At 35.2% G+C, this 13,877-nt stretch carries 12 protein-coding genes and 1 pseudogene; all 13 read right to left on the reverse strand.

Going from position 1 to position 13,877, the window contains the following annotated elements; all coding sequences use genetic code 11:
* Window positions 1-38: 38 nt before the first annotated feature.
* A complete protein-coding gene (locus AB3U99_RS18435) occupies window positions 39-860 on the reverse strand; it encodes a Cof-type HAD-IIB family hydrolase (RefSeq protein ID WP_400243047.1) in 822 nt (273 codons plus the stop codon).
* Between the two features lie 96 nt (window positions 861-956).
* A complete protein-coding gene (locus AB3U99_RS18440; protein ID WP_400243048.1) occupies window positions 957-3,713 on the reverse strand; it encodes a sigma 54-interacting transcriptional regulator in 2,757 nt (918 codons plus the stop codon).
* A 131-nt stretch (window positions 3,714-3,844) separates the two neighbouring features.
* Entirely contained in the window at window positions 3,845-4,648 is an 804-nt protein-coding gene (locus AB3U99_RS18445) for a gluconate 5-dehydrogenase (RefSeq protein WP_400243049.1), read from the reverse strand.
* A gap of 14 nt (window positions 4,649-4,662) precedes the next feature.
* On the reverse strand, window positions 4,663-5,493 hold the full coding sequence (gene kduI / locus AB3U99_RS18450) for a 5-dehydro-4-deoxy-D-glucuronate isomerase (RefSeq protein ID WP_400248118.1): 831 nt from the start codon (window positions 5,491-5,493) through the stop codon (window positions 4,663-4,665).
* 21 nt (window positions 5,494-5,514) lie between these two features.
* On the reverse strand, window positions 5,515-6,519 hold the full coding sequence (locus AB3U99_RS18455) for a PfkB family carbohydrate kinase (RefSeq protein WP_400243051.1): 1,005 nt from the start codon (window positions 6,517-6,519) through the stop codon (window positions 5,515-5,517).
* Window positions 6,520-6,521: 2 nt separating this feature from the next.
* Window positions 6,522-7,169: a bifunctional 4-hydroxy-2-oxoglutarate aldolase/2-dehydro-3-deoxy-phosphogluconate aldolase gene (locus AB3U99_RS18460; protein WP_400243052.1), complete on the reverse strand. Its 648-nt coding sequence runs from the start codon at window positions 7,167-7,169 to the stop codon at window positions 6,522-6,524.
* A 123-nt stretch (window positions 7,170-7,292) separates the two neighbouring features.
* A complete protein-coding gene (locus AB3U99_RS18465; protein WP_400243054.1) occupies window positions 7,293-8,051 on the reverse strand; it encodes an IclR family transcriptional regulator in 759 nt (252 codons plus the stop codon).
* Window positions 8,051-8,260: pseudogene (locus AB3U99_RS18470) on the reverse strand (hypothetical protein); the annotation flags it as partial. The gene AB3U99_RS18465 and the pseudogene AB3U99_RS18470, both read right to left, overlap by 1 nt.
* Before the next feature lie 124 nt (window positions 8,261-8,384).
* Window positions 8,385-9,782: a Fe-S cluster assembly protein SufB gene (gene sufB, locus AB3U99_RS18475; protein WP_400243056.1), complete on the reverse strand. Its 1,398-nt coding sequence runs from the start codon at window positions 9,780-9,782 to the stop codon at window positions 8,385-8,387.
* A 39-nt stretch (window positions 9,783-9,821) separates the two neighbouring features.
* Window positions 9,822-10,259, reverse strand: a complete 438-nt coding sequence (gene sufU / locus AB3U99_RS18480; RefSeq protein ID WP_400243057.1) for a Fe-S cluster assembly sulfur transfer protein SufU — start codon at window positions 10,257-10,259, stop codon at window positions 9,822-9,824.
* Window positions 10,249-11,478: a cysteine desulfurase gene (locus AB3U99_RS18485; protein ID WP_400243059.1), complete on the reverse strand. Its 1,230-nt coding sequence runs from the start codon at window positions 11,476-11,478 to the stop codon at window positions 10,249-10,251. Before AB3U99_RS18485 ends, sufU begins: the two co-directional genes overlap by 11 nt.
* The gene (gene sufD / locus AB3U99_RS18490) at window positions 11,478-12,785 is read right to left on the reverse strand and encodes a Fe-S cluster assembly protein SufD (RefSeq protein WP_400243060.1); all 1,308 of its coding nucleotides are present in this window, start codon (window positions 12,783-12,785) and stop codon (window positions 11,478-11,480) included. Before sufD ends, AB3U99_RS18485 begins: the two co-directional genes overlap by 1 nt.
* 18 nt (window positions 12,786-12,803) lie before the next feature.
* A complete protein-coding gene (sufC, locus tag AB3U99_RS18495) occupies window positions 12,804-13,598 on the reverse strand; it encodes a Fe-S cluster assembly ATPase SufC (RefSeq protein ID WP_312099253.1) in 795 nt (264 codons plus the stop codon).
* Between the last annotated feature and the right edge of the window lie 279 nt (window positions 13,599-13,877).

Below are 13,877 nucleotides of genomic sequence, written 5' to 3' on the forward strand. Positions count from 1 at the left end.
CTAGTTTTTTAGTTCAACATAGGCCATTCTGAACATTCCTACTGGTTTCTACTTTTTGTCGATAGAAGTGACATTAGTCTCTTACCCACTCCTGAATCTTCATTTGATTCCACTATTTCATCTGCTACACTTTTTAACTTATCAGTTGCATTCTCCATAGCAATACCAAGACCTGCAAATTCAATCATTTGCATATCATTTTCTTGATCACCAAATGCAACAACATCTTTTGCTTGAATGTCTAAATAATCACATAATCTTTTTAGAGAGGATCCTTTATTTATCCCTTGAGCCATCATTTCTATATAATGTTTATCGGAAAAAACCGGAAAGTAATTTGACTGATTCATTATCCCTTGAATCCTTCTTAATTGCTGTCTATTTTCACTAGTAAATGCTGCCTTCAACACTTTGGGAGTATTACTCTCAAGAATTTCACGCATTTTTTCGAATGTTAGTTCCTCTACGTCCCCCCGCATCTTTTGGAACTCTTGTACCATCTCTCCACTTCCAGTAAAGGGAATTCGATAATTCTTTTCTTCTGTATTAAAAAAGACTGTTACTTCTTCTTGAAATCCTATCTCTAATGTCTTAATCAAAGCATCTTTTGGAAGCTGTTTAGAAAAGATTGTTTTATTAGATTTTCCTTCCTTTATTAGTGCACCATTTAATGTAAGTAAATATCCATCAATATCTAATGATTGAAATATCTCCCTTGCTGATATTAAACTCCTTCCAGTCGCGATTACTACTTTCACACCATTTTGATTTAACTGTTGCAGAGTCTTTTTATTTAAATCTGTTATTTGATTCTCTTGATTCAAAAGAGTTCCATCTAAATCTATAGCTACTAGTTTCATTATATCCTCCGTTATCTGCCAACTGACATATTTACTATTTTACAAGCAACTTTCATGCCAAGAAGAGTCGAAAAAAAGTAGAGAAGAATGTCTTCTCTACTCATCAAAAATAATATCATATAAATAATTTAATTCATCCTCGCTAATCTTTATATTGTATGCCATTTCAATTGGCTCTATTGCCTGTGAAATAATCTTAATATTTGTAGCACGAATTTTATCTGACTGTTTAACTTTATACTCAAGAAAATTTGAATTTCTAATGGATCGTTCAACTAATCCTGCAATATGGACATATAAAATCGCTTTTTTGCTATTAGATAAATTAATTCGTAATCTTCTCTCCATATCATCCATTACGTTATCAATATAAGCAATCACCCGTTTTACATCCAAAATTGTTATGGCAGAAACTAAACGTTCAATTGATAAATTTCGAACAAGCGAATCATTGATTTCTTTTCTGATAGTCTGATCTTCAATCATGGAAAACACTTCATTAATCTGACTTTCTCCATGTCCTGATATCAGTTCTTCTAAAGCAATGTACCTAACCCCCTCAACTTCTGGGTTTGCAGTTCCAATAATAGCTTGTACATCATATTGTTTAAATAAGGAATTTTCCTTACCATATTTTTTTATATAATTAAAATCAACCGCTTCTACCTGAAATGGAACTTCTACTGGTAAGCTTGATTGTAAAAATTCTTTCAGTTGTTGAGCTGCACCTAAACCAGTGTGACAAACGGTGATAATCATTGGCTGTTTCTCTATTACAGGATAAGCAATTTCGTAAGACATAGGTAAATTGGATGTGATTTTTTCCCCAATCATCTCAATATCTGAACCTTTGCGGAGCATTTCACCTACTAATAGAGCTTGTTGTGTTGTCACATTATTAATCATTAAGACTGGGCCATTACTATGTTCAACAAGCGTTTTAGCTAATACCATTAAAGAACCCATATCTACCAATACAACCAATCCACTACTACAATCATGCGTGCTTAAATATTTCTCCATATATGTTTTAACTTTATCTACAGATACATTAAACGGCATATCAAATGCATCAAAAACATGTTCATCTAAGAAATGGTTTACAACATCAGCGATACTACTGGCTGTTGAGAAACCATGTGCCAAAATTACTCCATGCATATCCGGCTGCTTCATTTCTAAATTTAAACTCTTTAAATAAAAGACTAAGAGAATTTTTTCTTCTTCTTCCAATGTTACATCTAACTTTGTTTCTATTAATTCTAATAAAGCATTTAATAGCTTTGTTTCTATTAAAAATTTTTTTGTAGCAAACTGATATAGTTTGCTACTTATTTTTTTATCCATGATTGGAAATTCTATAGAAAAACTACTTCTCCTATAAATATAATTAGATAATGCTATTATTGAATTTCCTTTTATTTTCACAAAATGATTATTTTCCAGATAATTAACTAATTCCTTTATTGTATTCGTTAAAAAGTGAAGAGATGAATTTTGATCCTTCTGGTCCTTCGTAACAAATAATTCAATTACAGTATTAGCCTCTCTTGATAATTGATGAATCAGGAAATCCTCTTTAAACTTTCCATTTTCATAGTCTTCAAACAAGCGGATAAATACTTTAAATATACTGCGAATCAAACGAGTGTTACTACTATTATGACCAATAAAATCACTAACTTTACTTGTCGGAGTGATTGTAATTTCTTTATTTTCCACTGTATCAATCTCTTTAATACTTAGAAATTTAGATAAAAGGTTATTTTCTAAAGTATCAGAATTAATTAAAATAGCGTTCTTATTTGTGCTTTTACTATAACCGCTGGCACAAATTAATTTAATCATATTTTTTAATTCACCAACATTATCTTGATAGGATAGAGACAAAAATCGATTCATTATCCAAGGTGTTACAATCAATGTCTTATTAAGCTTTTTACTTTCATTAATTAAGAACGTATAAATAAATTCAGCAAGCTCCTGTTTCGTACGATGATCAAGATTAGGAATATTTATTGTAATTGGGATTCTACGTAAAAAAGTTCTCAAAAAATTTTCTTGAATATTCTCTGTTGTTGCGAATATTAACCGGACTTTTGAAGAACGATTCTTGTTATTATCGCCAATTCTTTGAAATGTCCCCTTATCTATAAAATTAAACAATTTCTCCTGACTCTCAGGACCCAATCTGTGACATTCATCCAGAAATAAAATTCCACCATTTGCCGCTTCTAACAATCCAACATGATCTTTATCCGCACCAGTAAATGCTCCTTTACTGTACCCAAAAAGTATACTGCTCAGTAGCTCTTGATTATGATAGTATTGGGCGCAATTCAATTCCAATAATGGGGCTTTTTCATCGATTAACCCTTTTTGCTGACAAAATTCATACGTCATTTTAGCTAATAGGCTTTTTCCTACTCCCGTTTCTCCGTATAACATAAAGGGAAGACCAATACCAGGGTAATAAACGGATGATTTGATTTGATCAATTGCCTCTTTCAAACTTGTGGATGTACCAATAAAAGAATCAAAAGGATCGGGAGTTTCTTCTAAACGCTTCTTTTGAAGCTCATCTGATATTGATTGAAAATTATCGTAAATATCCTTGTCAGCTTTAAAAAACTTTTTCGTAAAAGTCTCTCTCTCGAAAAAATAAGCTGGTCGTGACTTAATTTTAATCGCCTTACTTTCCTTTACCAATTCATTTAAATACTGACTTGTAGTATTTCGTTGAATACCTATTTGCTCGGAAATTCCTTCTGTAGTCAAAATTTCAAATGGTTCAATACCTTGCATTTGTTCCGTGCCAAAAGTCAATGCTTTAAAGACTACTTTTTTCGACATGTAACCGCCTCCATAAATTTATTATACTCAAAAGCTCGACACATTCAATAAATACTTTTTTTGTCGATACTCCTTTGTTGTTGTATAATTAAAAAGAGATACAAGGATATCCCTTATATCTCTTTTATTATTTAAGGCTGTTTCCCAATATAGGCTAATATCCCTCCATCAACATAGAGAATATGTCCATTAACAAAGTTCGATGCTTCAGATGCTAAAAATACGGCTGAACCAGCTAGGTCCTCAGTATTCCCCCAACGAGCTGCAGGTGTTTTTCCTATAATAAACTGATCAAAAGGATGGCGGGATCCATCTGCTTGTTTTTCACGTAATGGTGCAGTTTGTGGTGTAGCGATATAACCAGGACCAATACCATTACATTGAATATTAAATTCGCCATATTCTGAGGCAATATTCTTTGTCAACATCTTTAATCCACCTTTAGCAGCAGCATATGCACTAACTGTTTCCCTGCCAAGTTCACTCATCATAGAGCAGATGTTAATGATTTTACCGCCACCATTTTGAATCATATCGGGAATAACTGCTTTTGAAACGATAAACGGCCCATTCAAATCTACATCAACTACTTGACGGAAATCTTCTGCGGTCATTTCTACCATTGGTATACGCTTGATTATCCCAGCATTGTTTACTAGAATATCAATCGGACCAACCTCTTCTTTAATCTGTACAACCGCTGCTTGTACCGCTTTTTCATCTGTAACATCAAAAACATAGCCTTTTGCTTCGATTCCAGCTTCTTGATAACTTTGAAGTGCTTGCTCAACAGACTCTTCATTTAAGGAATTAAATACAATTTTTGCTCCCGCTTTTGATAGAGCGCTCGCAATTTCAAATCCTATTCCGTAAACCGCTCCTGTAACCAACGCTACTTTTCCGTCGATGCGGAATTTATCCATTGTAAATGTCATTACTTTCTCTCCTCTTATTTTAATTTATCCATTGGAATCATATCCATATCCGTATACGTAATATTTTCTCCACACATTGCCCAAATAAAGGAATAATTACTTGTACCAACTCCAGAATGAATAGACCAGCTCGGTGAAATCGCTGCTTGTTCACTGCTCATGACTAAATGCTTTGTTTCATCCGGTTTACCCATCATGTGGAAAATTCGCGTATCCTCTTCCATATCAAAATACACATAGGCTTCCATTCGTCTTTCATGTGTATGGGAAGGCATTGTATTCCATGCACTGCCTGGCTCTAAAATGGTATAACCCATTTGCAATTGACAGCTTTCACATACATTTGGATGTATATATTGATAAATTTTACGTTGATTTAATGTTAAGGCTTCCCCGGTTTCCATCGGCTTAATATTATCAATGCTAATTTTGACATTTGGATATTTGTGATGTGCCGGTACAGAACTAATGTAAAATTTAGCCGGATTGTTTGGATCCTCTGAAGAAAAGACCACATGACGTGTTTCCTTTCCAATATAATATCCATCCTGTTTTTTCATTTCTTCTTTTTCTCCGTCGATTTCGATATAACCAGGTCCACCGATATTAATAACCCCTAGCTCACGGCGTTCCAAGAAATAATCAACACCCAATTGCTTATCTAAAATGATTTCTAAGGAGTTTTCTGTTGGGGTAACCCCACCGAAAATCATGCGGTCATTATGCGTATAAGTTAAACTAATTTCTCCAGGTACAAACACTTTTTCTACTAAAAACTCTTTCCGCAATTGTTCTGTAGAGTAGTGACGAATATCCTCTGGGCTATGTGTATAACGAGTTTCTATTTTTTGCATTTTAATACACTCCTATCGATTTATTTTTCCAGAGCCAGCTAATAAAAAGCTTATTACTTCTGGTTCGCTAAATTGATTACAATCGCCATAAACAGTATGTTTCAAGGCAGATGCTGCTGTAGCAAAGTTGATAATCTCCTGAGGAGGAGTCTGAACTAATATACTGTGAAGCACGCCTCCAGAAAATGCATCACCTGCTCCCACTCGATCAACAATTGGATTTATTACATGATTCTGAGATTCATAGTAATTTTGATTGATCCAGAGTGTTCCTATTAACTCATTACTACTAGCAGAAATTACTTTTCTTTTCGTTGAATATAAAATAGTAATATTAGGAAACTTCTTCTGTATTTCTTGGTAGTAGTAAACTAATTCATTGTCATCACCTGTATAATCTGGAATTCCTAGTAGATAGATAGCATCAAGTTTGCCTGCTGAACAATAGTCTACAAGCGGCAAAATTTCTGAAATTGTCTCTCCTGCTTCTTTTTGTGACCATAATTTTCCTCGATAGTTAATATCAAAGCTAATTTTGGAGCCAGCATCTTTTGCTGCTTTTATAAGCGCAATCGTTGTTTTTTTCCAATACGAGGATAATGCAGGAGTAATTCCTGAAATATGAAAGATATCGACATTTTTAAATAGTTCTTCCTTTTTCCATTCACTTTCTGTCATTTCGGCAAAACTTGATCTTGCTCGATCATAAATGACATTCGCAGCTCTTTCACCAATTCCAGCTTCCATATAATAAGTCCCTAACCTAGAGCCCCCGGTTAAAAGAAAGTCAGTACGGACACCATAACGACTTAAATGCTTTTTCACTCCTTCTCCTACACCGTTGTCTGGGATTTTACTAGCAAAATAAACTTCGTGACCAAAATTGGCAAGTGAAATAGCAACATTTGCTTCTCCACCACCATAGTGAGCATGAAGATTTTCAGTCTGTGCGATGCGAACTCCAGAATCAGTAGAAAGACGAAGCATGATTTCACCTAATGTGACTACTTTCCCCATATTTATGCTCCTTTAATTTGATGAAATTTATCCATATACTGACTAGCAATCTCAGTAACTTTGTCAAAGTCTCCGTTTGCCACAGGTGCTAATAAATTTCCCCCAACTCCAACTGCGACTACCCCTGCTTTAAACCACTCTTCCATATTTTCCAAACTTACTCCACCTGTTGGCATAATATTTACTTGAGGCATAGGTGTTTTAATAGCCGATACAATACTTGGACCATACGCGCTACCTGGAAACAGCTTGATAATATCTACCCCTACCTTTAATGCCTCTTTCATCTCCGTAATGGTTAAGCATCCTGGTAGATATGGTGTTTGATAAAGATTACATAATTCTGCTGTTTCTTTATCAAAGTTTGGGCTAACAATATATTCTGCCCCTTCCATGATAGCTAAACGAGCAGTTACTACATCCAATACAGTACCTGCACCAATTACAATTTCAGAATCATCCTTATACATCTCTACTAATTCACTAATCGCTTTATCCGCATTAGGAACAGTAAAAGTTAATTCGATTCCCTTCATGCCACCCTGAACTACTGCACTACTTGCCTTCATAGCCTCTTCCTTGCTATTACCGCGAACTACCGCGATTACACCAGCACTCTTTAAGCGTTGTAACGTTTCAACTCGTTTCAATTTGACCACTCTTTTCTTATTTGGAAATCAACATTTATTATTAAGAAAATTCACCTTAATTATACATATTTTTTCGAAAAATGTAAACGCTAATCATAAAATAAAAAAAATCGCCGAAACGATTTAATGAGTCACAGCTTGTGTTACCTCATTTTTTGTTTCGACGATAGCCTTAATTATTTGCCTTTTAAAATCTTCTGTGAGCCTATATTTCGGCATACTTACACTAAATGCCCCAATGATTTTCCCATCTTTCTTTAAGGACGCTCCAATACAGAAAATATCTTTCTCCATTTCTTCATCATCAAAGGCAATACCTGTCTCTCTCACTTTCTGCAGTTCCGAAACCAATTTTAATGAGTTAGTTATTGTATGCTCTGTAAATGGAACTAATGGAGTTGCTTTTACATAATTTAAATAATCCTCTTCTTCCAATTCTGCAAGAACCGCTTTCCCCATTGCTGAACTGTATAAAGGTCTTGTTATACCTACCCTTGATGACATTCTTATTGTCTGATGTTTAGCCTCTAACTTGTTTACATATAAAATTTCATTGTCTGTGAGAACACCTAAATGAATGGTTTCATCGATTAACTTTTGCAGTTTTTCTAAATATGGTAATGTTAGCTCTACTAAGTCCAGTTGATCCACTCCTTGATTGGCATACCGAATAAGTTTGGATCCTAGTCGATAATTTTTATTTTTATCTCTGCTAACAAATCCAATTAACAATAAAGTGTCCAATATTTTTAAGGTTGTAGAAGTGGTCATCTCCGTGTTGCGAGCAATGCTTTGCAAAGTTTGATTTGGATTTTCCGAAAGATAATCCATAATTTTTGCAGCCCTTAATAGGACCGTTCCATATGGTTTTGTTTTCTCCATCATACACCCTCTTTTCCAATAAAGAAATTATATATGAAAAGTGTATAAAATAAAAGTAGTCTAACCAAATATTTAAGAATTCTTGCTGGATTTCCTCCTACCACTACATTGTCCGGTATATCTTTTGTTACAACCGCACCGGATGTAATAACCATATTATTCCCTATGTTTACTCCTGGATTAGTAATCGCTCTTCCACCACAGAAAATTTTTTAAAACATATTAGTAGTATGTGAACGGTTTAAAAAAGTATAGGGCAAAACTTGGCTAAAAGGTAAACTTGGCACGAGCCAAATATAAGAAAAACCCCGATATAACGGGGTTTTTTCTTCATTATCCGATAGAACCTTCCATCTCGAACTTGATCAGACGGTTCATTTCAACTGCATATTCCATCGGTAATTCTTTTGTGAATGGCTCAATAAAGCCCATTACGATCATTTCTGTTGCTTCTTCTTCGGAAATACCTCTACTCATTAAGTAGAATAATTGCTCTTCGGATACTTTTGAAACTTTTGCTTCATGCTCTAATGAAATATTGTCATTTAAAATTTCATTATAAGGAATTGTATCAGAAGTAGATTTATTATCCATAATTAATGTGTCACATTCGATATTGGAACGAGCACCATCGGCTTTACGTCCAAAGTGAACAATCCCACGGTACGTTACTTTTCCGCCTTGTTTCGAAATAGATTTAGAAACAATGGTAGAAGATGTATTCGGAGCTAAGTGAAGCATTTTTGCTCCAGCATCTTGGTGTTGTCCTTTACCAGCAAGGGCGATAGATAGAGTCATTCCTCTTGCGCCTTCACCTCTTAAAATGACAGCAGGGTATTTCATCGTTAATTTAGATCCAATATTACCATCGATCCATTCCATTGTAGCATTCGCATCACAAACAGCACGCTTTGTAACTAGATTGTATACATTGTTTGCCCAGTTTTGAATCGTAGTATAACGGCAATATGCATCCTTTTTAATAATGATTTCAACTACCGCACTATGCAGAGAGTTCGTTGTGTATACTGGTGCTGTACATCCTTCAACATAATGCACACTTGCACCCTCATCCACGATGATTAACGTTCTTTCAAATTGCCCCATATTTTCAGAGTTAATACGGAAGTACGCTTGTAATGGCGTATCCACTTTAATTCCTTTTGGAACATAAATGAAAGATCCACCAGACCATACAGCTGAGTTTAATGCAGCAAACTTATTATCAGTAGGTGGGATAACTGTTGCCCAATGCTTACGGAAAATATCTTCATTTTCTCTTAATGCAGAATCCGTATCTTTGAAAACAATTCCCATATTTTCTAAATCTTCCTGCATATTATGATAAACAACCTCAGATTCGTACTGAGCAGAAACACCTGCTAAGTATTTTTGTTCAGCTTCTGGAATACCAAGCTTATCAAAAGTTTGTTTAATTTCATCTGGTACTTCATCCCAAGATCTTTCTGTTTTCTCTGATGGTTTTACATAATACGTAATTTCATCAAAGTTTAAAGCAGAGAGATCGCCACCCCATTGTGGCATTGGCATTTTGTAAAAATGCTCTAATGATTTCAAGCGGAAGTCTAACATCCATTGTGGTTCAGCCTTCATTTTTGAAATCTCTTCAACGATTTCTTTCGTTAATCCACGTTTAGAACGAAAGATAGAAACGTCTTTGTCTGAAAATCCATATTTATAATCCCCAATTTCGGGCATCTTTTTTGCCATTTCATTTTCCTCCATTCTACATGCAACCTTGGTGGTAAATTACGAATTTAACCCTTCGTTTACCCCTTTTTCCATTGCCTTCCAAGCTAATGTTGCACATTTAATTCTTGCGGGAAATTTACTAACTCCTTGAAGTGCTTCAATATCCCCCAAGTCCATATCATCCGCGTAGTCTTTTCCCTGAACCATCTCAGAGAATGACTCAGACATTTTCAACGCTTGCTCGACTGTTTTTCCTTTAATCGCTTGCGTCATCATGGATGCAGAAGACATGCTAATAGAGCATCCTTCTCCGTCAAACTTCGTATCGACGACAACACCATCTTCAACTTTCATTGTAAGAAGAATGCGGTCCCCACAAGTTGGATTATTCATATTAACAGTCAAGCTACCTTCAAGAATCCCTTTGTTCCGAGGATTTTTATAATGATCCATAATAACACTTCTATAAAGTGAATCTAAGTTATTAAAAGACATCGCTAAAATACTCCTTTGTTTTGCCAATCCCTTCTACAAGCTTATCAATATCTTCTTCCGAATTATATAGATAAAAACTTGCACGAGCGGTTGCAGAAACATTTAGCCATTTCATTAATGGTTGTGCACAATGGTGTCCTGCACGTACGGCAATTCCTTCAGCATCCAGCACTGTTGCAACATCATGAGGGTGGACATCTTCAATATTAAAGGTGATAACGCCAGCCCGATTGTTTGCACTTTGTGGACCATAAATTGTTAAACCGTTTATAGAAGACATTTTCTCGATCGCATAAGCTGCTAATTTATGCTCATGTTCGGTTATATTCTCTAAGCCGATTTCATCCAGAAAATCGATTGCTGCGCCTAAACCAATAGCACCTGCAATGATTGGCGTTCCTGCTTCAAACTTCCAAGGAAGTTCTTTCCAAGTAGATTCATATAACCCGACAAAATCAATCATTTCACCGCCAAATTCAATTGGCTCCATATTTTCTAAAAGATGTTTCTTTCCATAAAGTACCCCAATTCCTGTTGGACCACACATTTTATGGGCAGAGAATCCAAGAAAATCACAATCCAAATCTTGCACATCAATTTTCACATGTGGAGCTCCTTGTGCAGCGTCTACTACAAGAACAGCTCCATTTTTATGAGCAATGGCAGCTATTTCTTTTATTGGATTAATAACTCCCAGAACATTAGAAACATAAGCAATAGAAACTAACTTTGTTGCCGGAGTAACTGTTTCTTCCACATCTGCAATCGCTACCGTGCCATCTGCTTGAAGTGGCAAATATTTTAGTGTTGCTCCCGTTTTTTTTGCAACTTGCTGCCATGGAATGATATTACTATGATGTTCCATCGGGGTGATGACTATTTCATCCCCCTCTTTCATATTTTCCATCGCATAGCTTTGAGCAACTGTATTAAGTGCTGTTGTAGTACCACGAGTAAAGATAATTTCTTCTGTAGAAGAAGCAGAAATGAACTTTCTTACCTTTTCTCTTGCTCCTTCGTAAGCATCCGTTGCTCTAGTCCCTAGGGTGTGAACACCACGGTGAACATTGGAATTATACTCTCGATAGTATTTTTCTAATGTTTCAATTACCTGAACAGGCTTTTGAGAAGTAGCTGCACTATCAAGATAAACCAAAGGATGTCCGTTGACTTCTTGGTTTAAAATCGGAAAGTAAGAGCGAATATGTTTGCTATCCATTATCTAACTTTCCTTTCAATTACCTCAACTAATTGCTTTTTTACACCTTCAATTGGCAATTGTTCTACAACTGGAGCAAGGAAACCATGAATTACTAATCTTTCTGCTTCGTGTTGTGGAATACCACGGCTCATTAAGTAATACAATTGTAAAGGATCTACTCTACCAACAGATGCAGCATGACCTGCCGTTACATCATCTTCGTCAATTAATAGAATTGGGTTTGCATCGCCTCTTGCTTTTTCGCTTAACATAAGAACACGAGATTCTTGCTCAGCATTTGCTTTCGTTGCACCATGCTCAATTTTTCCAATACCATTGAAGATAGAAGAAGCTTTATCTTTCATTACACCATGCTTTAAGATATAGCCTTCAGAGCTCTTACCATAATGAACTACTTTGGTTGTAAAGTTTTGTTTTTGATCTCCGCGACCAACTACTACAGACTTTGTATCACCATATGAGCCATCACCCATTAGGTATGTTGTATTATCAGAAATCGTATTACCGTCATTCATGAAGCCTAATGCCCATTCAATTTTAGCATCGCGACCTGCAACACCACGGCGATTTACATACGTAGTAACACCATGCGCTAAATTATCTACAGCACCATATTGAACTTTTGCATTTGCGTTAGCAATTACTTCTGTAACAATATTGAACACTGCTTCTTCAGGATCAACAGTAGAAACATAGTTTTCTACATAAACAACAGAGCTATTATCTTCTGCCACTACAATAACATGGTTAAAAAGATTCGCTTCTTTGTCATCATGTAAGAAAATAGATTGAATTGGTTCTTCCACTATTACATTTTTAGGAACATATAAGAATACTCCACCATTTAAAAGAGCCGCATGTAAAGCAGTTAATTTATGCTCATCTACTTTAACAGCATCTTTCATAAAGTATTTTTGTAATAAATCACTATACTCTCTAGCAGCTGTGAAAATATCAGTGAAAATCACGCCATTTTCTTTTAATTCATTGGAAACAGCTAAGAAAGTTGGGCGATTATTTCTTTGAATATATAGTGTTTTATTTTTTTCCAAATCAATAAGTGCTTTTACTTGTTCTGGTAAATCATTTACATCCGAAAAATCTTCACTGCTTACGATGTGTTTTTCGAATTGGGTAAAGTTCCAGTTTTTAATATTTGTTTTATCCGGTCTTGGCATTGGAAGAGAATCTGCTTGTTCTAAAGCATTAACACGCAGCTCCGTTAGCCAAGAAGGTTCATTCATATCTTTCGAAAAAGAGGAAAGATATTCTTGGTCAAATGGTAATTTAATATCCGTTGTCATGGTCAATCCTCCTAACGATTACGCTTCTTGTTCAACAGTTTCGTCTTCAATACCTAGCTCTTTTTTAATCCAATCATATCCTTCTGCTTCTAAGCGTTGTGCAAGCTCAGGACCGCCCGATTTAACAACACGACCTTGCATCATTACGTGAACGTAATCAGGAGTGATGTAGTTTAATAAACGTTGGTAGTGAGTAATAATTAAGCAACCAAACTCTTCTTTACGCTCTTCACGCATTTTGTTGATTCCTTTAGAAACAACTTTCAATGCATCGATATCCAAACCAGAATCAATTTCATCTAAAATCGCAATTTTAGGATTTAACATCATTAATTGAAGAATTTCATTACGTTTTTTCTCCCCACCAGAGAAACCTTCATTTAAATAACGTTGTGCCATATCTGGATCCATTTCTAGATAGTCCATGTTTTCATCCATTTTGCGAATAAACTTCATTAATGAAATTTCATTCCCTTCGCCTAAACGGCTGTTTAAAGCAGAACGTAAGAAGTCAGCATTTGTTACACCGCTAATTTCGCTTGGATATTGCATTGCTAAAAATAGACCTGCACGCGCACGCTCATCTACTTCCATTTCTAATACATCTTCATCATCAAGACTTACTTCACCGCTAGTTACTTCATATTTTGGGTGACCCATGATAGCTGAAGATAAAGTAGATTTACCAGTTCCGTTTGGTCCCATGATTGCGTGAATTTCTCCACCTTTTATTTCTAAGTTAAGACCTTTAATAATTTCTTTTTCTTCGATTGAAACATGTAAATCATTAATGACTAATTTGGGTTGACTCATATTATATACCTCCATAGTAAAAAGAAGTTTTGTTCACAAAATTGTCGAAACTTCATTATCAATTTATTATCATTCTAATCTTATAACAAATAAAAACTGATAGCAACCTATTGCTTCCTGTTCTATAAGGAAAATTCGCATTAAACAAATCAATACGCTTCATTCGCTCATAAATAGGTATTTATTTTTCGGTTTGGAAACGCTTTCTTTCCTTATTATAATACATTGCATTTCACTAGTATAAATGATAGGTACTTTAAATTATTTATTACTATCTGT

It is taken from the genome of Niallia tiangongensis (genome assembly GCF_044704065.1).
GTDB lineage: Bacteria > Bacillota > Bacilli > Bacillales > Cytobacillaceae > Niallia > Niallia tiangongensis.